The sequence below is a fragment of the Bradyrhizobium macuxiense genome, from assembly GCF_007993935.1.
GTDB lineage: Bacteria > Pseudomonadota > Alphaproteobacteria > Rhizobiales > Xanthobacteraceae > Bradyrhizobium > Bradyrhizobium macuxiense_A.
In genome coordinates this window covers 474071-493123 of sequence record NZ_VITY01000003.1, presented here as the reverse complement: position 1 = coordinate 493123, position 19053 = coordinate 474071, and the positions used below count along the sequence as shown (strand labels likewise).

Here is a 19053-nt window from a genome sequence, read left to right as displayed (position 1 = left end):
CAAGTTGGACCCATGCTTCGAGGAATGCGGAAAGCCTCATCAAACTGGCTCGGCAAGACGATTATGGCCGTGGTGATGGGCGTTTTGATCGTCAGTTTCGGAATTTGGGGCATTGCCGACATTTTCAAGGGGTTTGGCCAGTCGACCTTCGCCAAGGTCGGCGGGACCGAGATTTCGGCCGAGCAGTTCCGGCAGATCTATACCGACCGCTTGCAGCAGCTTGGCCGCCAGTTCGGCCGTCCGCTGACGCCGGACCAGGCGCGCGCCTTCGGGATTGATCGCCAGGTGCTGCAGCAGACGCTCGCCGAGGCCGCGCTCGATGAAGAAGCGCGCCGCATGGGCCTCAACCAGTCCGACGCCGAGGTGCTGCGCACGATCTACAACGATCCGAACTTCAAGGGCCTCAATGGCCAGTTCGATCCGCAGCGCTTCCAGTCCGTGATCCGCAACTTCGGCTATACCGAGGGCCGCTACATCGCCGAGCAGCGCCGCGTCGGTCTCAGGCGGCAGATCGCCGGCACCATCTCGTCCGGGATCGCGCCGACCAAATCGATGGTCGAGGCGCTGACCCGTTTCCAGAACGAGCAGCGCTCGATCGATTACGTTACGCTCGGCGCCGCGCAGGCCGGCACCATCGATCCGCCCTCGCCCGAGGCGCTCGCCGCCTATTTCGAGGACCACAAGGTTCAGTTCCGCGCGCCCGAATACCGCAAGATCGCCTTCGTCGCGATCACGCCGGAGGAAATCGGCAAATGGGAAACCGTGTCCGACGAGGATGCCAAGAAGCTGTTCGAGGAGCGCAAGGACCGGCTCAGCACGCCCGAGAAGCGTGAGGTCTCGCAGATCGTGTTTCCGGACGCCGGCGAGGCGCAGGCCGCGCGCGCCCGCATCGCCTCCGGCACCTCGTTTGACGACATCGCCAAGGAACGCAAGCTCAGCGCGGCCGACGTCAATCTCGGCCTGGTCGCGAAGTCGGCGATCCTCGATCCGGCCGTCGGCGATGCCGCGTTCTCCCTCCCCTCGGGCGAAGTCAGCCAGCCGGTCCAGGGCCGCTTCGGCATCGCGCTGGTCAAGGTCGGCAAGATCGAGCCCGGCGTGACCCCGACCTACGAGAGCCTCGCGCAGCAGGTGAAGAACGAGATCGCCTCCGAGCGCGCCCGCACCAAGGTCGCCGAACTGCGCGACAAGATGGAAGACGAGCGTGGCGGCGGCTCCAGCGTGATCGACGCGGCACAGAAGCTGAAACTGAACGCCGTCACGATCGATGCGGTCGATCGCTCGGGCCGCCTGCCGAACGGCCAGGTCGCGTCAAACATCCCGCGCGGCCTCGACGTGGTGTCGCAGGCCTTCAACAGCGACGTCGGCGTCGACAATGACCCGATCCAGTTCAACAACGGCTATGTCTGGTACGACGTGCTCGGCATCACGCCGTCGCGCGAGCGCCCCCTCGACGAGGTCCGCGACCAGGTCGAGGCGAAGTGGCGCGAGGACCAGATCTCCGCCAAGCTGCGCGCCAAGGCGACCGAGATGGTCCAGAAGCTCGACAGCGGCGCCAAGCTCGCCGACGAGGCGGCCGCGGCCGGCGTCAAGGTCGAGAACGCCGCGAATTTCAACCGCGAGGCCTCGCCGCCCGGCGTGCCGGCCGGTGTGATCGCCGCCGCATTCCGCACCGCCAAGGATGGCGACGGACAGACATCGGCCGCCGGCGGCAGCCAGTGGGTCGTGTTCCGCGTCACCAATGTGACGGTGCCGCCGGTCGACTTCGCCTCCGACGCAGCCAAGCAGCTCACCGAGGCGCTGCGGCGCTCGATGAGCGACGAGCAGGTCGCGCAGTATGTCAGCAAGATCGAGTCCGACATCGGCGTAACCGTCAACCAGGCAGCCTTCGCACAGGTGACAGGCGCAAATAATTGAGCATGATCGGGACAGCGCGGCGACGCGCTGTCCGCGGATCAAGCTCCAACAACAGACCCTGGGCCAGCGAATGGACGACCTGAAATCGATTATCGGAAAAGTCGCTACCGGCGCCACGCTGACGCGTGAAGAAGCGGCGTCTGCCTTCGACAGCATGATGTCGGGCGAAGCCACGCCCTCGCAGATGGGTGGGCTGTTGATGGCACTGCGGGTGCGCGGCGAGACCGTCGAAGAAATCACCGGCGCCGTCACCGCGATGCGCGGCAAGATGCTGCCGGTCAAGGCGCCGGCCGAGGCCGTCGATATCGTCGGCACCGGCGGCGACGGCTCCGGCTCGGTCAATGTCTCGACCTGCGCGGCTTTCATCGTGGCCGGCGCCGGCGTGCCCGTCGCCAAGCACGGCAATCGCGCGCTGTCGTCGCGCTCGGGCGCCGCGGACGTGCTGGCCTCGCTGGGCGTCAAGCTCGATCTGACGCCGGCGCAGGTCGGACGCTGCGTCGCGGAAGCCGGCATCGGCTTCATGTTCGCGCCCGCGCATCATCCGGCGATGAAGAATGTCGGCCCGACCCGGGTCGAGCTCGCCACCCGCACCATCTTCAACCTGCTCGGGCCGCTGTCGAACCCGGCCGGCGTCAAGCGGCAGATGGTCGGCGTGTTCTCGCGGCAGTGGGTGCAGCCGCTGGCGCAGGTGCTGAAGAATCTTGGTTCGGACAAGGTCTGGGTGGTGCACGGCTCCGATGGCCTCGACGAGATCACCCTCACCGGTCCGACCTTCGTCGCGACGCTCGAGAACGGCGAGATCAGGACGTCGGAGGTGACGCCCGAGGAGGCCGGCCTTGGCCGCGTCGACGGCGAGGCGCTGAAGGGCGGCGATGCCGACGCCAATGCGGTCGCGCTCACCAGCGTGCTGCAGGGCAAGCCGGGCGCCTATCGCGACGTCGCCCTGCTCAACGCCGCCGCGGCGCTGATCGTGGCCGGCCGCGCCAAGGATCTCAAGGAAGGGGTTGCGATCGGCGCCCAGTCGCTCGACAGCGGCGCGGCCGCCGCGCGGCTGAAGCATCTGGTTGCGGTTTCGAACGGTTGAGAGTGCAGAGATGTCCGACATCCTGACCAAGATCGAGGCCTACAAGCGCGAGGAGATCGCCGCCGCCAAGCGCGCGCGTCCGCTCGCCGATATCGAAGCGCAGGCGAAATCGGCCTCGGCGCCGCGCGGCTTCCTCCGCGCTCTCAAAGACAAGCATGCACGCGGCGACTTTGGGCTGATCGCGGAAGTGAAGAAGGCCTCACCCTCGAAGGGCCTGATCCGAGCCGACTTCGATCCGCCCGTGCTCGCAAAGGCCTATGAGGCCGGCGGGGCGGCCTGCCTATCGGTGCTGACCGACGCGCCCTCGTTCCAGGGCCATCTCGACTTCATGGTCGCGGCCCGCGCCGCGACCAACCTGCCGGTGCTGCGCAAGGACTTCATGTTCGACACCTACCAGGTGGCGGAAGCGCGCGCCCATGGCGCCGACTGCATCCTGATCATCATGGCCGCGCTCGACGACGCGGCGGCCAAGGAGATCGAGGACGCCGCGTTGTCGTATGGGATGGACGTGCTGATCGAGATCCACGACCGCGCCGAGCTCGACCGGGCGCTGAAACTTCGCTCGCCGATGATCGGCGTCAACAACCGCAATCTGCGCACCTTCGAGACCACGCTTGCGACCAGCGAGACGCTGGCGCCGCTGATCCCGCGCGACCGCCTGATGGTCGGCGAGAGCGGCATCTTCACGCCGGAAGATCTCGCCCGCCTCGAGCGCGTCGGGATGTCGACCTTCCTGGTCGGCGAGAGCCTGATGCGCCAGCAGGACGTCACTGCGGCCACCCGCGCCTTGCTGACGCGGCAGGGCGCAGCGCGCGCTACCGCAACGCGCTGACGCGATGGCGCGGAAGTCCAAAGCCAATAAGACCGAGCCAGCCGGCTCCGGCACCGCCCTCACCCATATCGACGCCAAGGGCGACGCGCGCATGGTCGACGTCTCGGCGAAGCCCGCGACCGAACGGACCGCGGTCGCCGAAGGCCGCGTCCTGATGAGCAAGGGCACGCTCGCGCTGATCGAGTCGGGGCAAGCCAAGAAGGGCGATGTGCTCGCAACCGCGCGGATCGCCGGGATCATGGCGGCGAAGCGGACCTCGGAATTGATCCCGCTCTGCCATCCACTGGCGCTGACTAAGGTCACGATCGATATCGCAACCGACCGCAAGCTGCCCGGCTGCATCGTCCGCGCCAGCGTCAAGGTGACCGGGCCGACCGGCGTCGAGATGGAGGCGCTGACCGCAGTTTCGGTCGCCTGCCTGACGATCTACGACATGATCAAGGCGGTCGAGCGCGGCGTGCGCATCGAGGGAATTCATCTGATCGAGAAGATCGGCGGCAAGTCCGGGCACTATCGCGCCGGCGATTGATCGCAACGGGCGCGCATCGCGGGACCGACAGCTGATCTACCTGTAGGCCGGACGAGTCTCTATCCCCGTCATCCTGAGGAGCGCGAAGCGCGTCTCGAAGGATGCACGGCCCGGCTGCTGGCCGTCGATCCTTCGAGGCTCGCTCCGCTCGCTCCTCCAGCGACAACGGCAAAGCCGTTGCGCGGGGATGACGGTGACAGAGCCGAGCGCAGTCCAACCGCCAATGTCCGCAACCATTCGTTAACCAATCTCGCTAACCCGCGCTCCATTTCGTTTGGATACGACTTTCGCGGGCCGGAGGTGCGCAAAACCTACTTCCGGGTGAAACGCCTGGAAGCGATAGCGACACATGAATCCACACGGCAGCGCCTCGTTCAACATCACCTCGGTGATCGGCACTGGTCCGATCCGCTGGCTGATCCTCGGCGGCGCCGTGCTGATGGCTGCGATCGCGATCGGCGCCACCCTGATGGCCGAGAATTTCCGCGAGCGCGCCCTGCACAACAGCGAGCGCGAGCTCGAGAATACGGTGCTGCTGCTGGCGCGGCATTTCGACCAGCAGCTCGACGATCTCGAAGTGGTCCAGCGCGACCTCATCGCGTTCATGCGCGACAACGGGATCGCGACGGTTGAGAACTACAAGCGCCGGATGTCGTCCGCCGACATCCATGCGATGCTGAAGTCGAAGATGGACGCGCTGTCCAACGTCGGCAGCCTCAACGTGTTCGACGCCGATGGCCTGCTGATCAATAGCTCGGGCGCCTGGCCTCTGCCGCAAGCCTCGATCGCCGACCGCGACTACTTCAACATCTTCAGATCCAGCCCCTACTCGCCCGACATGATGGTCGCGCCGGTGGTCAGCCGCGTCAGCGGAAACTGGACCACCGCCATCGTCCGCAAGGTCAGTGGCCCGCACGGCGAATTCCTCGGCGTGGTCGGCCGCGGCATCGAGCCGGCCACTTTCGAGAAGTTCTTCTCCACCGTCGCGCTCGGCGAAGGCGCCGCGATCGCGATGCACCATCGCGACGGCACGCTGCTGGCGCGCTATCCCCATGTCGAGGAGATGATCGGGAAGAATTTCCGCTCCGGCCCGGCCAGCCAGCAGCAGGTGTTCGAGCTGCCGGCAAGCACCGCCCGGCTGACCAGCCCGGTCGACGGCAAGGACCGCCTGGTGTCGTCGCGGGCGCTGACCAAATTCCCGATCGTGGTGGTCGCCACCACCACCACGGAAGCGGCGCTCGCCAACTGGCGCGAGCAGATCGGCATCCTGATCGCCGTGACCGCCGCATCCGTGCTGGCGATCGCGATCCTGCTGACCCTGGTGGTGCGCAAGCTGATCCAGCAGCATCGCGCTCAGCAGCAGCGCCTGACGCTGGAGAAGCTCCGGCTCGACACCGCCGTCAACAACATGACGCAGGGGCTGTTGCTGTTCGATGCCGCGCAGCGGCTGGTGATCTGCAACAAGCGCTATATCGAGATGTACGGATTGTCCGCCGACGTCATCCGGCCCGGCTGCAGCTTCCGCGACGTCATCGTGCATCGCCACCTGACAGGTTCGTTCCAGGGCGACGTCGAGCGCTATGTCAACCTCGTGCTGCGCGACGTCGGCGTCCGCAACACCATGGTGATCACGACGCCCGACGGGCGCTCGATCCAGGTCGTCAACGAGCCGCTGGCCGATGGCGGCTGGCTTGCGACCCATGAGGACGTCACCGAGCGCCGCCGCGCCGAGGAGCGCATCACGCATCTTGCCCACTACGATGCGCTGACCGACCTGCCGAACCGCGCGCTGTTCCACGAGGAGATCAAGCGCGAGCTGCTGCACGTCACGCCCGACAGCCAGCTCGCGGTGCTCTATATCGACATCGACGAGTTCAAGGGCGTCAACGACTCGCTCGGCCACATGGTCGGCGATGAACTGCTCAAATCCGTCGCGCGGACGCTGAGCGGCGTGATCGACGACGGCGATTTCGTGGCGCGGCTCGGCGGCGACGAATTCGCGATCGTGCAGACCGACGTAAAGAGCGAACTCGAGGTCAGCGACCTCGTCGCGCGCATCTACGAGGTGATCCGCTCGCCCTATCAATGCCTTGGCCACCAGGTCACGACGGACGCCAGCATCGGCATTGCGCTGGCGCCAAAGGACGGCACCGATCTCGACCAGATCATGAAGAACGCCGACCTAGCGATGTATGCGGCGAAGTCGGCCGGTCGGCGCGTCGCGCGCTTCTTCGAGCCGGCGATGGATGCCGACGCCCGCGCCCGCCGCGAGCTCGAGATGGAGCTGCGGCGGACCATCGCCGCGGGCAGCGGGCTCGAAGTGTATTACCAGCCCTGCGTCGACCTCCGCAGCAACGAGATCACCGGCTGCGAGGCGCTGGTGCGCTGGCGCCATCCGGTGCGCGGCATGATCTCGCCGGCCGAGTTCGTGCCGATCGCCGAGGAGACCGGCCTGATCAACCAGCTCGGCGAATGGGTGCTGATGACGGCCTGCAAGGAGGCCGTGAACTGGCCCGATCACATCAGGCTCGCGGTCAACGTCTCGCCGGTCCAGTTCCGCAGCGGCACGCTGGCGCTCAAGGTGATCGCGGCGCTCGCAGCATCCGGCCTGTCAGCCGGGCGGCTCGAGCTCGAGATCACCGAGGCTGTGCTGATCCGCGACGACGAGACCGCGCTGGCCGCGCTGCACCAGCTCCGCGCCATCGGCATCCGGATCGCGCTCGACGATTTCGGGACCGGCTATTCGTCGCTGAGCTATCTGAAGCGCTTCCCGTTCGACAAGATCAAGATCGACCGCTGCTTCGTCACCGACATCGCCGACCCGCAAGGCTCGGCCGGCATCGTCGAGGCCGTCGTCAACATCGCGGCCGAGCGCAGCATGACCACGACGGCGGAAGGCGTCGAGACCGCCCAGCAGCAGCAATTGCTGCGCGAGCTCGGCTGTTCGGAAATGCAGGGCTATCTGTTCAGCGCGCCGAAGCCGGCCGCCCAGATCCGCGAGCTGCTGGCCGGACATCGCCGCGGCCCCGCCGCGGGGTCCAGCCAACCTGGCAGGCGCAGGCCGGTCGCACGCACCGCCTGAGGGATTGTCGGGAGGGGCCAAGGCCGCCCCCCAAACTCCTGCGGCAGTAAACGCCGTTGCCGGCCCACAACACACTCCACAAATCGTCAGGCCGCCCTCCTTCCTGTGCCTCGAAATTGCCCCTTGGCTCGACGGTGGCCCAGCCTTGCGCTAGCCTGTCGCCGAGAGTGGACCGATGCGCCAACGGCTGAAGAGTTTTCTACCTGTAGTCCTGGTTGCCCTGTTGGTGCAGATCTTTGCGCCGATCGGTGCATGCTGGGCGGCGAGCCTTGCGACCTCCGATCCACTGGCGGGCGCGATCATCTGCCATGGCGGTATGGCACAAGGGGCCGCGCAGGACGATCAGACCGGGCATCGCACGGACAGTGACTGCTGCGGCGTTTGCAGCGTGCTGCAGACCGGCGCCCCGATCAGCACTCCGCAGGCATCAGTGGCGATCGTGGTCGATCGCGTGACCAGCCAGGCCGCCTGGCAGGACTTCGCACCCGGTCTGTCCGGTTCGAGAACCGCTTCCGAGGCACAAGCGCGCGCGCCGCCGTTTCTGTCGTAAAGCCGCGCGGCCACCGGCCGCCGAGACCTTTACACATCAACGCCCGCGGAGATTCCCATGCTTGTCCGTCATGCGCGCGCAGTCTTACCGGGGCTTGCCCTCGCGCTCGTTCCACTTTCTGCAAGTACCGCCCACGAAATCGTCGGCAACCGCTTTTTTCCGGCGACGCTCGGCATCGACGATCCCGGCGTGAATGACGAGCTTTCACTGCCAACCGTGTCAAGTTTCAACACCGGCGACGATCCGTCATTTCGACAGCGCGACTTCTCCGGTGAATTTTCCAAGCGGATTACCGAGGCCTTCGCGATCTCGATCGGCTCGACCTACAGCGTCTTCAGTCCGCCGGGCGGCCCCACCGGGATCGGCGCCCACGGATTTCAGAATCTCGAGACGACTTTCAAGTATCGGGTCTTCAAGAACCCGGAGCATGAATTCGTGATGTCGCTCGGGCTGAACGTCGAATGGGGCGGCACCGGCGCCGATAGCGTCGGAGCCGATCCCTTCAACACCTACACGCCGACCGTCTATTTCGGCAAAGGTTTTGGCGACCTGCCCGACACCCTGTCCTGGCTGCGTCCCGTCGCGGTCACCGGACAGGTCGGCTACGCCATCCCTGGCCGGCGTTCCACCACGACCTTCGGGGTCGATCCCGACACTGGCGAGATGACCGCCGATACCGAGTTTCATCCACGGGTGCTGAACTGGGGTGGGACGATCCAGTACAGCATGCCTTATCTAAAGTCTGCGGTCGTCGATCTCGGGCTGCCGGATGTCGTCAATCATCTGATCCCGCTGGTCGAGGCCACGATGCAGACGCCGGTCGCCAACACGCTGACATCGGGCACGATGACGATCGGGACGATCAACCCCGGCGTTCTCTGGGTCGGAAACTCCTATCAGCTCGGGGTCGAGGCGCTCATCCCCATCAATCGGCAAAGCGGGACTCGTGTCGGCGTGATCGCCCAGCTCCATTTGTATCTCGACGATATCGATCCCCACGGCATCGGCAGACCGATCTTTGGCAGGCCCGTGCAGCCCGCGCGTCCTTTTGCGGGGAATTGATCATGCAGCGCTCATCTCTCATCTGGATCACCGCACTGCTGCTGTCGCTTGCGACCGGCAAGGCAGACGCCCATGCCCTTCTGGATCGTGCCGAGCCGCGGGTCGGCAACAAGGTGCCTAGCCCGCCGCGCGAGGTCACGCTCTACTTCACCCAGAAACTGGAGCCGGCGTTCAGTTCGGTCACGGTCACCGGTCCTTCCGGCCAGCGTGTCGATGCCGGAAAGGCGCGGGTCAACGGCAACCAGATGTCGATCCCGTTGAAGGGCGGCGGTGTCGGAACCTACCACGTCAATTGGCACGTGCTGTCCGTAGACACCCATACGACCGATGGGAACTTCACCTTCCAGGTCGGTCCATAGAGCGCTGTTGCGATGGATTGGTCGGCAGCAGGAGCCCCGATGATCGCTACGCGCGCCGTACACTTCATGGCGACGGCGGTAACGACCGGAAGCGTTATCTTCGGCGTGCTCATCGCGACGCCTGTCTTACAGCACCACGCCGCGGCGGCGACTTCGTTCCGAAGTCGAGCGCGGTGGGAAATATGGGCCAGCCTTGTCGTCGCGATGATCTCCGGAGCGATCTGGCTGTTGCTGCAGGCAGCATCGATGAGCGGAATGCCGCTGAGCGAAGCGCTGACTGGGGAGGTGCTATCGACGGTCGTCGGCGAAACCCAGTTCGGTGAGGTGACCACCATTCGCGCAGGTTTTGCGATCTGCCTCGCAGCCAGCCTCGCCTATGACCGTGCGGCGGCCTCACGATGGCTGGGGCTCGCGGTTGCGGTCGGGCTTGCCGGCAGTCTTGCCTGGACCGGCCATGCCGGCTCGACCATTGGTGCGTCCGGCTATCTGCATCTGACCGCGGATGCGCTGCATGCAACGGCCGCAGCAGCCTGGATCGGCGGCCTCGTGTCGCTGATCATTTTCCTGGCGACCGCCCAGATACGCGAAAACATGTCGCTCGTCCGCGATGCCGTCGAACGGTTTTCGACGATGGGCATCGTCGCCGTGGCAACTATCCTGCTCAGCGGCGGCGTCAATGCCGCCATTCTGGTCGGCTCGCTGCGGGGGCTCGTCGGCACCGAATACGGGCGCGTGCTAATACTCAAATTGGCGATCTTCGCAGTGATGCTCGCCTTCGCTGCGATCAACCGCCTTCGCTTGACACCGCAGCTCGCGACCATTGGAAGCGAACAATCGTCCATCGCGCTTCGTCAACTGATCCGCAACAGTGCGATTGAGGCGACACTCGGACTAGGTATCCTTGTCATTGTCGGGGTGCTCGGAACCTTGCATCCGGCCGTCCACCTCATCAGCCCTGCGTCTCCTTGATAACCAGCCTATCGAAGCTGCCCTTCTCGCCGCAAACTCAGTCCGTCTTCGGTGCCGGAAGCGGTCATCGGAAGGACTTCCGGCACACTGCATCATTGCGAGGATTGGTCGCTATCGGGGATCAGCGGACTCTGACAAGCCATCCGCTCGGGAGACTTGTCGATTCACGGCCCAGCTAGTTCGGCACCGGCCGCTTCTGCGCGGCCTTGGTGTCGGCGTTCTTGGCATCGGCGTTGACCGTGACGCCGCGCAGCTGGTTGAAGGCCGCGGCCAGCGCCTTGTCGTTCTTCTCGTCCGGCGGCACATAGGACTGCGAGCCGGTCTGCTCGGCGCCCTCGGCGGAGAGATGCCCACGCATCGACGCCTCGCCCTTGATCTCGGAGCGGGTCTTGAACTCGTCCGGCACGTCCTGCAGCACCTCGATGTCGGGCTTGATGCCAAGCGCCTGGATCGAATGGCCGGACGGCGTGAAATAGCGCGCCGTGGTCAGCGCCAGCGCGCCATTGCCGGCGCCGAGCGGAATGATGGTCTGCACCGAGCCCTTGCCGAACGAGCGGGTGCCGATCAGGGTCGCGCGCTTGTGGTCGTGCAACGCGCCGGCCACGATCTCCGAGGCCGAGGCCGAACCGCCATTGATCAGCACGACGAGCGGCTTGCCCTTGGTCATGTCGCCGCCATGGGCGGTGAAGCGCTGGGTCTCTTCCGGGTTGCGGCCACGGGTCGAGACCACCTCGCCGCGCTGCATCAGCGTCGAGGTCACCGAGACCGCCTGGTCGAGCAGGCCGCCCGGATTGTTGCGGAGGTCGACGACGTAGCCGGCGAGCTTGTCCTGCGGGACTTCCTTCTGGATCTCGCCGATCGCCTTGCGCAGGCCCTCGGTGGTCTGCTCGTTGAACGAGGTGATGCGGACATAGCCGATGTCGCCGCCCTCGACGTGATACTTCACCGGGCGGACGCGGATGATTTCGCGGGTAATCGAGACCTCGATCGGCTTGTCGGCGTCCTTGCGGACGATCTTCAGCCGGATCGAGCTGTTGGGCGCGCCCTTCATCTTGTTGACGGCCTGGTCGAGCGTCAGGCCCTGGATCGAATCATCGTCGATCGAGGTGATCACGTCGCCCGACATGATGCCGGCGCGCGAGGCCGGCGTGTCGTCGATCGGCGCCACCACCTTGACGAAGCCGTCCTCCATCGTGACCTCGATGCCGAGCCCGCCGAACTCGCCAAGCGTGGTCTCCTGCATCTCCGCCCAGCCCTTCTCGTTCATGTAGCGGGAGTGCGGATCGAGCGAGGAGATCATGCCGTTGATCGCGCCCTCGACGAGCTTGGAGTCCTCGGGCTTCTCGACGTAGTCGGTCTTGATCTTCTCGAACACCTCGCCGAACAGGTTGAGCTGCGAATAGGTGTTGTCGGAATGCGCGGCGGCATTGGCGACGGCGAACAGATGCGCCCCCTGCGGCGAGGCCACGAGCAGGGTGAGACACGCCCCCGCAACCGTCCCGAGGAAGAAGCCAACATGTTTGCGCATTATCCGTGATCCCTTCGCTAGCGGCCGGCAATGTTTCGCAACATACGGCCCACCTCACCCCGACGCGGGGCACCACACAACGGCTTTTTGGTCGGATCAAGGCCGCCCCGTCCCCGGACCATTACGGTCCCGTCACGATGCCTCGGTCAGCGCCAAATCAACAACTTAGTCAGCACCCAGTCAGCCTCAAGTCAGCTCCCGGTCGGCCTCTGGCCCAGCCTCCCGCAACCCGTTCTGCCAGGTCGACGGCCGGGTCCCGAATCCGCGCTTGGCCCGGGTGCCCAGCCAATAGCCAAACTGCGGTGGAACATTACGAAATGGCCCTTCAACCCCGAGTTTCAACGCGGCGTCCATCGGCCAGTTTGGGTTATTGAGGATTTCCCGGCCGACCGCGATCAAATCTGCTTGTTTATCACGCAGGATCTGCTCGGCCTGGTCACCGTGAATGATCAGGCCGACCGCCATGGTCATGATATCGGCATGGGCGCGGACATATTCCGCCAGCGGCACCTGATAGTTGTATTTGATCTCCTTGCCCAGGATCGGCGCCATCTCGCTGATTCCGCCCGACGAGCAGTCGATCACATCGACGCCCCTGGGCTTCAGGATCGTGGCCAGCCGGGCGCTTTGCTCCGGACCCCAGCCGGCATTGTCCTCGACCGACAGCCGCACGAACAGCGGCTTGTGATCCGGCCAGTGCGCGCGCACGGCCTCGGTCACCTCGATCAGGAAGCGCATCCGGTTGGCTTCCGAGCCGCCGTATTCGTCGCTGCGCTGGTTGGAGCGCCCGGAAAGGAATTCGTGCACGAGATAGCCGTGGGCGCCGTGCAGTTCGAGCACGTCAAAGCCGGCCTCGTGCGCGCGCCGTGCCGCCTGCCCCCAGGCGGCGACGAGATCCTTCACGTCCTGCGTCTCGAGCGCCCGCGGCACCGGCCAGCGCTCGCTGTGGGCGATCGCGCTCGGCGCCACCGGCGTCCAGGCGTCCCAATCCTCGATCTCGGCGCTGCGTTCGAGCGGACGATCGCCCTCCCAGGGACGGCTCGCGCGGGCCTTGCGGCCGGAATGACCGAGCTGGATGCCGGCGACCGCGTTCTGCTGCTTGATGAAACCCGCGACACGGCTGAGCGGCGCGATGAACTTGTCGTCCCAGATGCCGAGATCGCCGATGGTGCCGCAGCCGCGGCGCTCGACCTTGGTCGATTCAACGATCACGAGACCGGCGCCGCCGGCGGCGAACTTGCCGGCGTTCATCAGATGCCAGTCGGTCGGAAAGCCCTTCTCGGCCGAATATTGATGCATCGGCGGCACCACGATGCGGTTCTTCAGCGTGACGCCACGGATGGTCATCGGCGAAAACAGCAGCATGTCGGACATCGTTTCCTCATATCGCGTCGTAACCCGCGCGCGGGCCGATCTTGTGTTTGGTGCCGACGATATACGCACCGTGCCCTGGCCGATAGAGGCACGGCGAAGCACGCGGAAGTAGCAATTCTCACACCGCTTCGCTACGTTGTGGAACCTTCCCTCCCGGCTATCCCATGGCCACGTACCGTCCCGGCTTCTTCGAAATCCCTCATGCAGCGGTCTATGCGCTGATGACGCTGACCGTTCTGGCATCGGGGTTCTGCTTCATCCAGGCCGGCGGCGCATCGGCGCCGGCGGCGCTGCTGTTCCGCTATGGCGGAATGTACACGGCCGCGCTGGCGCGGCACGAATACTGGCGGCTGCTCGCCTACGGCTTCCTGCACGTCAACTTCGTGCATCTCGCCACCAACATGCTGTGTCTTGTGCTGTGGGGCGGACATCTCGAGCGGCGGGTCGGACCGGCCTACTTCGTCATCATCTATTTCTGCGCGATGGTGTTCGGCGCCATCGTCGGCAATGCGACCCACGCTACGCCCTATTTGACGGTCGGCGCCTCCGGCGCCACCTCGGGCATTCTCGGCGCATTGCTCTGCCTGTGGATCCTCGGCAAGCTCGATGTCCGCTTCGACTTCTTCGCCATCAACATCGGGCTGAACATCGCGCTCGCGATCAGCAATTCGCGGATCGACTGGGGCGTGCATCTCGGCGGATTCGCGGCGGGCTTGATTGCCTGTGCGCTGCTCGACCTCGTCGAGAAGCTCAACGCCTATCTGCTTCGCTGCCGGTTTCCGGAGGCCGTGAAGCTCAATCTCGCGCTGCTCGCCGGCGTCGCCGCGCTCGGGCTGTGGGCCGCTCAGGCGCAGGCCCTGACCGCAAACCTGCCTGGATGGATCGTCGCCGCAGGCTTTGCCGTCGCGTGTTGCGCCGTGATCAAGCTGGTCGACCTTGTGCTGTCGATCAAGAAGGGCCTTGCCGCGGTCATCATCGCGCTCGCCTGCACCAACGCGGCCGGCGTGGCACTCGGCGGCTGGGCGCTGGTGGCAACCTCGGTCTGTGTTGCCCGTCGATCGAGCGGGCCGCTCGATAATTTGCTCACCGCATTCTGCGGCACCCCCCTGCTCGTAACCACGCTGGTCGCGGTCGGCGCCATCGCGCTGACGCTGCTGATCTGCTCAAAGGACATCCATCGCGGGATCGAGGACGTCGGCTTCGTCGGCAGCTCGCTGCGCGCCGAACGCAATCGCCGTCACGGACTGTGAGACGAGCAGCCGGCAAGACGAAGTGCGGGTTCGTCGGCAATTGTGTGTTCCATCGCGAGAAATTCTGGCGCGCATAGGAAATGATGACCGCGGAATGTGTTGTCTCGGGCAACCTAGGAGGAAGCTCATGAGAATCAGCACAATCGCGCTGCTGATCACAGCTATTACGGCAACTGCTCCTATCGCGGCCGCGCAGAACCTGCAAAACGAGGCCGACAAGGGCGCGAAGACGCGCAACTCCGGTGAGTCCGGTTATGTCGGTAACCAGGATAGACCCGGCGCGGCCGCCACGCCTCCGGGACGCCCGGATGCCACCACCGATTCCACGAATGCCGCGACATCTCCGAGCGCCCAGAATTCCGGAACCGGAATCAGCGGAGCTCCGGGTAACAAGAACGGGCCGCCGGCCAAGGGACAGAGCACGGTGGGCTCGAATTCGCAGAACCAGCATGTTCGGCAACAGGATCCTTCGAACGTCAAGGGATTGCCCGGCAACAAGAGCGGCGAGCCTGCGAAACGCTAACGCCTTACCCGTCTAGAACGGAAGCGACGGCGATCAATAGGCGTGATCCGCGTCGCTTGAATTACGCTGCTGATCGGAACAGTTCCGATCCTACTGGGCGGGTTTCCGGCTCGCCGACACGTCCGTCGGGCAGTTCGCGCCGCATGCAATCGCTTTCTTCTGGTCGCCGACACGCCAAACCAGCAGCGCGACCAGGACAATGATGGTGACGGTGAGCTTGGCCAATGTGTCGTGATTCAATTTCAGCTCCGAACAGCAATCGGCATAACCAGGAAAATCAGTCGCACGCAGAATATGGTCCGGAAGGCTTTGGAGGCCGGTGCCGGGATCGTCTACCAGACCCGAATTCTAATCGGGTTAATCGACGTCATCATGATACGAGCGCGGCGTGGCCTGCAACCTTCTCGGTCTGCATGGCAGCATGGCACGGCCGCGGACGGTTGGAACATTCGCCGCTGTGTGCCGTTCAGTGGGCGTGCTCTGAATCATTGCCCCAGAGGCACACAACACCTCCTGCGGCCCCAGTCGTCACGCTGGGGCCGTAAAATATTCGAGTTCCATACACCGCCGGAACATGGTGGTCGAGTGCGCAGCGATCTTGCAGGATCCGCGCGTCAATGACGCGGCGTCAGGGCGCCGATCCCTAGCCCAAATGGGCTACGCCCGCATGACCAACGTCAGATCCGCGCGAGGCTGGCCGCGCCCGCGGCGATCACCTCGTTGAAGCTCGTGTCCCAGAATTTGCCAACCTCGGCGCGCGCGTCGAGCACGCCGAGCTTGAGGAAGGTGTCGGCGACCTTCTGGTGGGTGTCCGGCACGTCCGGCGTCACGCCGGCGAGCGAGAAGTCGTCGCTGCGACGGGCGAACTGGTCGAGAATGTCCTGCAACGGCAGATGAGTTTCCGCCACCTGCGCGGCCGCATAGAGCGGGAAATTCTTGTTGGCGAACGCATAGGCGCGCTGGATCCGCAGCAACAGGTCGCTCACCGCCGAGTGGCGCAGCGGATCGTCGACCGCCCTGGGATTGGCGTAGATCGGGAAATTGCCCGAGAGATAGCCGACGCCGGTCTTGAGCAGGCGCGCGCCCTGCTTGGCGATCGCGAGCTGACCGTTGTAGCCGTAGATCGCCCAGGCATCGAGCTTGCCGGAGGCGAACGCCGTGTAACCGTCCGACGGCGTCAGATTGACGGCCTCGATATCGCCGAACCCAAGGCCTGCTTCCTCGAGTTGCTTGGCCAGGAAATAATGTGCCGTCGTCGCGCGCACATAGCCGACGCGCTTTCCCTTGAGGTCGGCGATCGAATGGATCGGCGCATCCTTCGCCGCCACCGTGACCTGGATGTTGAGATCCTCATGGGTGACGGCGATGAAGCGCACCTTGGCATTCTGGCGCGCGGCGAACATCGCCGGGATCTCGCTGCCCGATCCGATGTCGAGCGCATCGCCGTTCAGCGCCTCGATATGGAGCACGCCATTGTTGAGCTCCTTCCATTCGATCCGGTACGGCGTCTTGTCCTCGCCGGCCGCCTGCAGCAGCGGCCGCCAGCCGCCCTTGTAATACGCAACGCGCAGCGTGACGCCGCCGAGATCGGCGCCAGCGCCCGCCACGGTTTGGGCGCGCGCGCCGCCGGCGACCAGACTTCCGGCGAGCACACCAAGTGCAGAACGTCGAGAGAGAGAAAATGGCGCGGTCAACGGCCTGCTCCTGATCAGCAATCACAACGCTGCAAGCTTAGGAGAAAAACCGCCGATGTATATGAGACGCTATTTCGTTTTTGACGCCGCGCGCGAAATGCCGTTCCAAGGATTGCGGGCTTGGCACGATGATCCGTTTTCCGGTCGCGTCATTGGCCAGGCGTAGACCAGACTGCACCCGCGTCGCACAGTGCGTAGCATGGGTCGAGCGAAGCGAAACCCATCACTCATCCCGCGGCCCGAATGATGGGTAACGCTTCGCTCCACCCATCCTCTCCGCGCTACTTCGCAACCTCATACACATCAGGATCGTAGCTCGAGCTCGGATTCCTGAACGCGTTGCGCAGTGCCGGCGACATCGGGACGTTGTAGTTGATGCCTTTCGGCGGGGTCGGCGCTTCCAGCCACTTCCTGTACATCACCTCGATCTCCGGGCTCTTGTAGAGCTCCGCCGTGGCGCGGTCGGCGAGCGCCTTGAAGGGCGCGTCCTCCCGGCGCAGCATGACGCCGAACGGCTCCGCTTTCGAGAAGGCCTCCTCGCTGATCATGTAGAGTGCCGGCTCCTTCGATCGCGCGATCGCGACGGCGAGCTGGACGTCGTCGAGCGCGTAGGCCTGGGCGCGATCGGTGTCCAGCATCAGGAACGCCTCGGCCTGGTCCTTGGCCGGCAGAACGTTGATGCCGAGCTTGCGTTCGGCATTGACCTTGACGAGCTGTGCCAGGTTCACCGAGCCGGCAACGGCGGTGACCGATTTTCCCTTGAGGTCGTCGATCGTGTTGATGCCGAGGGATTTCTTGGCGGCGAAACGCGTCGCGCTGAGGAAGTGCGTGTTGGTGAAGGTCACCTGCTTCTGGCGCTCGGCGCTGTTGGTGGTCGCCGAGCAGTGCAGATCGATCGTGCCGTTGACCATCAGGGGGATGCGGTTCGACGAGGTGACGGGAAGGTAGTCGACCGCGATGTCCGGCATGCCGAGCTGCTTCTTCACGGCATCGACGATCCCAAGGCAAATATCGAGTGCAAAGCCGATCGGCCGCGCGTTGTCGTCGAGATAGCTGAAGGGAACGGACGCTTCCTGAAAGCCGAGCGTGACCTTCCCGGTCTCCTTGATCTTCTGCAGCGTGCCCGACAACTCCTCGGCCGCCACGGGGCTCGCTGCGAGCGTGAGAGCGAAGAGAACGGCGGGCAAGCGCATCGGCGGCTCCTGTGCGGTGATCAGGGGGCGTTGATAACCCACACTCAGGCCCGGCGATAGACGACGACGTGTCTAGCAGCTATCGCGCTTTGCTATGGTCCGCCTGCCGTTCGGGGCTAGCGCTGCGCCCCACCCTCGAGCAGGCGGTCGCCGACCAGATGGACCGCGCCGCGGGTCCAGGAATAATCGGCGCCCATCCGCAGGCCGCTGTCGCCGCGTGAGACGACCGCGCCGCTGCGGGCGTCGCGCAGCTGGAAGCCGACGGTGTATTCGGTCCGGCTAACCCGCCTGATCACGCCGATCAACGATTGATCGGCGCCGAGCTCTTTCGCAATCGCGGCCTCGCAGCCGTTGCAATCGCGCAGTGCGCGCGACTTGACGGGCGCCGCGGTCGCGCCGGCAGTATCGACCAGCCGGTAGCGGCCCGACTGCGCGAGCCGGTCACGCACGCCCTTCGTTACGTCGGCGAGATAGGCTGCATCGGAGCCGGCAAGGCCGGACGCGGTTGCCGCGGAGGTGTCCTCGAGCTCGAACTCGAACACCGCAAGCCCGATCGGCGCTGCGGCCGTGGCCTGCGCCGGCGGCAGCGCGGCCGCAAGGGCAGCGCGCACCTCGCGCGACACGAACATCCGCGCATGGTCCCACGCCTCGTCATTGTCGCCCCGAAACGTGTAGAGCTTTTCGTACAGGACACGGCTCGCGCCGACATCGATCACCGCGACCTTGGCCCATTGGATCAGCGTGCTCATCTTCTGCACGCCGCCGACCACCTTGATCTGCGCCTCGCCTGCGGACGCCGCTGGCGGGACCAGGCGATAGCGCGGCTCTGCCGCCACATCGGCGCGCAGCGCGGCCATGAATGCATCGAGCCGCTTCTGATGCACGGCGGTCTGATCGACCACCTCGCCCGAGGTGTCGAGATAGCTGAAATCGTCAATGCTGACGCCGAGCGGGGATGCCTGCGCGGCGGCGGCTTCGGCGCGAAGCGGACCAGGTCCGGCCAGGAGGCCGATCAACAGGAGGGCGTACAAGACGAGGCGGGACTGGCGCATGATCCGGGCCTTTCAGGTGCTGGTGCGGGCGGGTCGACCGCAGCTCTAGGGCGGCTAC

The 19053-nt window shown here is 65.2% G+C and carries 17 protein-coding genes; 11 read left to right on the top strand and 6 right to left on the bottom strand.

All coding sequences use genetic code 11. The annotated features are described in order from the left end of the window. Nucleotides 1-12: 12 nt before the first annotated feature. The 9 genes from FBZ93_RS10280 (at nucleotide 13) to copD (ending at nucleotide 10381) form a co-directional block, all read left to right on the top strand. The gene (locus tag FBZ93_RS10280) at nucleotides 13-1914 is read left to right on the top strand and encodes a peptidylprolyl isomerase (protein WP_167528982.1); all 1902 of its coding nucleotides are present in this window, start codon (nucleotides 13-15) and stop codon (nucleotides 1912-1914) included. 70 nt (nucleotides 1915-1984) lie between these two features. Further along, entirely contained in the window at nucleotides 1985-2998 is a 1014-nt protein-coding gene (gene trpD / locus FBZ93_RS10275) for an anthranilate phosphoribosyltransferase (protein WP_146985769.1), read from the top strand. Nucleotides 2999-3008: 10 nt separating this feature from the next. Next, the gene (trpC, locus tag FBZ93_RS10270) at nucleotides 3009-3830 is read left to right on the top strand and encodes an indole-3-glycerol phosphate synthase TrpC (RefSeq protein WP_146985768.1); all 822 of its coding nucleotides are present in this window, start codon (nucleotides 3009-3011) and stop codon (nucleotides 3828-3830) included. Between the two features lie 4 nt (nucleotides 3831-3834). Then, nucleotides 3835-4359 carry a cyclic pyranopterin monophosphate synthase MoaC gene (moaC, locus tag FBZ93_RS10265; protein ID WP_146985767.1) on the top strand — a complete coding sequence of 175 codons (525 nt, stop codon included), beginning with the start codon at nucleotides 3835-3837 and terminating at the stop codon, nucleotides 4357-4359. A 349-nt stretch (nucleotides 4360-4708) separates the two neighbouring features. After that, on the top strand, nucleotides 4709-7441 hold the full coding sequence (locus FBZ93_RS10260; protein ID WP_146985766.1) for a bifunctional diguanylate cyclase/phosphodiesterase: 2733 nt from the start codon (nucleotides 4709-4711) through the stop codon (nucleotides 7439-7441). Nucleotides 7442-7616: 175 nt separating this feature from the next. Then, complete coding sequence (locus FBZ93_RS10255) at nucleotides 7617-7991, top strand: DUF2946 family protein (RefSeq protein WP_146985765.1); 375 nt, start codon at nucleotides 7617-7619, stop codon at nucleotides 7989-7991. 57 nt (nucleotides 7992-8048) lie between these two features. Then, nucleotides 8049-9053 carry a hypothetical protein gene (locus FBZ93_RS10250; RefSeq protein WP_146985764.1) on the top strand — a complete coding sequence of 335 codons (1005 nt, stop codon included), beginning with the start codon at nucleotides 8049-8051 and terminating at the stop codon, nucleotides 9051-9053. Nucleotides 9054-9055: 2 nt separating this feature from the next. Beyond that, entirely contained in the window at nucleotides 9056-9412 is a 357-nt protein-coding gene (locus FBZ93_RS10245) for a copper resistance CopC family protein (RefSeq protein ID WP_146985763.1), read from the top strand. Nucleotides 9413-9451: 39 nt separating this feature from the next. Next, nucleotides 9452-10381 (top strand): copper homeostasis membrane protein CopD, encoded by a 930-nt coding sequence (gene copD / locus FBZ93_RS10240; RefSeq protein WP_246667430.1) that lies wholly within the window; start codon nucleotides 9452-9454, stop codon nucleotides 10379-10381. Nucleotides 10382-10556: 175 nt separating this feature from the next. On the opposite strand, the gene FBZ93_RS10235 is transcribed toward copD, so the two are convergent. Both FBZ93_RS10235 and FBZ93_RS10230 read right to left on the bottom strand, forming a co-directional pair. Beyond that, nucleotides 10557-11909 (bottom strand): S41 family peptidase, encoded by a 1353-nt coding sequence (locus FBZ93_RS10235; protein WP_146985761.1) that lies wholly within the window; start codon nucleotides 11907-11909, stop codon nucleotides 10557-10559. A 186-nt stretch (nucleotides 11910-12095) separates the two neighbouring features. Next, on the bottom strand, nucleotides 12096-13283 hold the full coding sequence (locus tag FBZ93_RS10230) for an NADH:flavin oxidoreductase/NADH oxidase (protein ID WP_146985760.1): 1188 nt from the start codon (nucleotides 13281-13283) through the stop codon (nucleotides 12096-12098). Between the two features lie 164 nt (nucleotides 13284-13447). On the opposite strand from FBZ93_RS10230, the gene FBZ93_RS10225 reads away from it, so the two are divergent. After that, a complete protein-coding gene (locus FBZ93_RS10225; protein WP_146985759.1) occupies nucleotides 13448-14533 on the top strand; it encodes a rhomboid family intramembrane serine protease in 1086 nt (361 codons plus the stop codon). A 127-nt stretch (nucleotides 14534-14660) separates the two neighbouring features. Then, nucleotides 14661-15056, top strand: a complete 396-nt coding sequence (locus FBZ93_RS41925; protein ID WP_146985758.1) for a hypothetical protein — start codon at nucleotides 14661-14663, stop codon at nucleotides 15054-15056. A gap of 90 nt (nucleotides 15057-15146) precedes the next feature. On the opposite strand, the gene FBZ93_RS40545 is transcribed toward FBZ93_RS41925, so the two are convergent. The 4 genes from FBZ93_RS40545 to FBZ93_RS10205 all read right to left on the bottom strand — a co-directional run bounded on the left by FBZ93_RS40545 (nucleotide 15147) and on the right by FBZ93_RS10205 (nucleotide 18995). Continuing rightward, entirely contained in the window at nucleotides 15147-15296 is a 150-nt protein-coding gene (locus tag FBZ93_RS40545) for a hypothetical protein (RefSeq protein ID WP_167528981.1), read from the bottom strand. A gap of 437 nt (nucleotides 15297-15733) precedes the next feature. After that, nucleotides 15734-16750, bottom strand: a complete 1017-nt coding sequence (locus FBZ93_RS10215; RefSeq protein WP_246667429.1) for an ABC transporter substrate-binding protein — start codon at nucleotides 16748-16750, stop codon at nucleotides 15734-15736. A 281-nt stretch (nucleotides 16751-17031) separates the two neighbouring features. Beyond that, entirely contained in the window at nucleotides 17032-17943 is a 912-nt protein-coding gene (locus tag FBZ93_RS10210; RefSeq protein WP_146985757.1) for an amino acid ABC transporter substrate-binding protein, read from the bottom strand. Nucleotides 17944-18059: 116 nt separating this feature from the next. Next, entirely contained in the window at nucleotides 18060-18995 is a 936-nt protein-coding gene (locus FBZ93_RS10205; protein WP_146985756.1) for a DUF3280 domain-containing protein, read from the bottom strand. Between the last annotated feature and the right edge of the window lie 58 nt (nucleotides 18996-19053).

Coding starts and splice junctions, on each gene's coding strand:
- FBZ93_RS10280 (WP_167528982.1), top strand. CDS start 13: ATGCTTCGAGGAATGCGGAAAGCCTCATCAAACTGGCTCGGCAAGACG.
- trpD (WP_146985769.1), top strand. CDS start 1,985: ATGGACGACCTGAAATCGATTATCGGAAAAGTCGCTACCGGCGCCACG.
- trpC (WP_146985768.1), top strand. CDS start 3,009: ATGTCCGACATCCTGACCAAGATCGAGGCCTACAAGCGCGAGGAGATC.
- moaC (WP_146985767.1), top strand. CDS start 3,835: ATGGCGCGGAAGTCCAAAGCCAATAAGACCGAGCCAGCCGGCTCCGGC.
- FBZ93_RS10260 (WP_146985766.1), top strand. CDS start 4,709: ATGAATCCACACGGCAGCGCCTCGTTCAACATCACCTCGGTGATCGGC.
- FBZ93_RS10255 (WP_146985765.1), top strand. CDS start 7,617: ATGCGCCAACGGCTGAAGAGTTTTCTACCTGTAGTCCTGGTTGCCCTG.
- FBZ93_RS10250 (WP_146985764.1), top strand. CDS start 8,049: ATGCTTGTCCGTCATGCGCGCGCAGTCTTACCGGGGCTTGCCCTCGCG.
- FBZ93_RS10245 (WP_146985763.1), top strand. CDS start 9,056: ATGCAGCGCTCATCTCTCATCTGGATCACCGCACTGCTGCTGTCGCTT.
- copD (WP_246667430.1), top strand. CDS start 9,452: ATGATCGCTACGCGCGCCGTACACTTCATGGCGACGGCGGTAACGACC.
- FBZ93_RS10235 (WP_146985761.1), bottom strand. CDS start 11,909: ATGCGCAAACATGTTGGCTTCTTCCTCGGGACGGTTGCGGGGGCGTGT.
- FBZ93_RS10230 (WP_146985760.1), bottom strand. CDS start 13,283: ATGTCCGACATGCTGCTGTTTTCGCCGATGACCATCCGTGGCGTCACG.
- FBZ93_RS10225 (WP_146985759.1), top strand. CDS start 13,448: ATGGCCACGTACCGTCCCGGCTTCTTCGAAATCCCTCATGCAGCGGTC.
- FBZ93_RS41925 (WP_146985758.1), top strand. CDS start 14,661: ATGAGAATCAGCACAATCGCGCTGCTGATCACAGCTATTACGGCAACT.
- FBZ93_RS10210 (WP_146985757.1), bottom strand. CDS start 17,943: ATGCGCTTGCCCGCCGTTCTCTTCGCTCTCACGCTCGCAGCGAGCCCC.
- FBZ93_RS10205 (WP_146985756.1), bottom strand. CDS start 18,995: ATGCGCCAGTCCCGCCTCGTCTTGTACGCCCTCCTGTTGATCGGCCTC.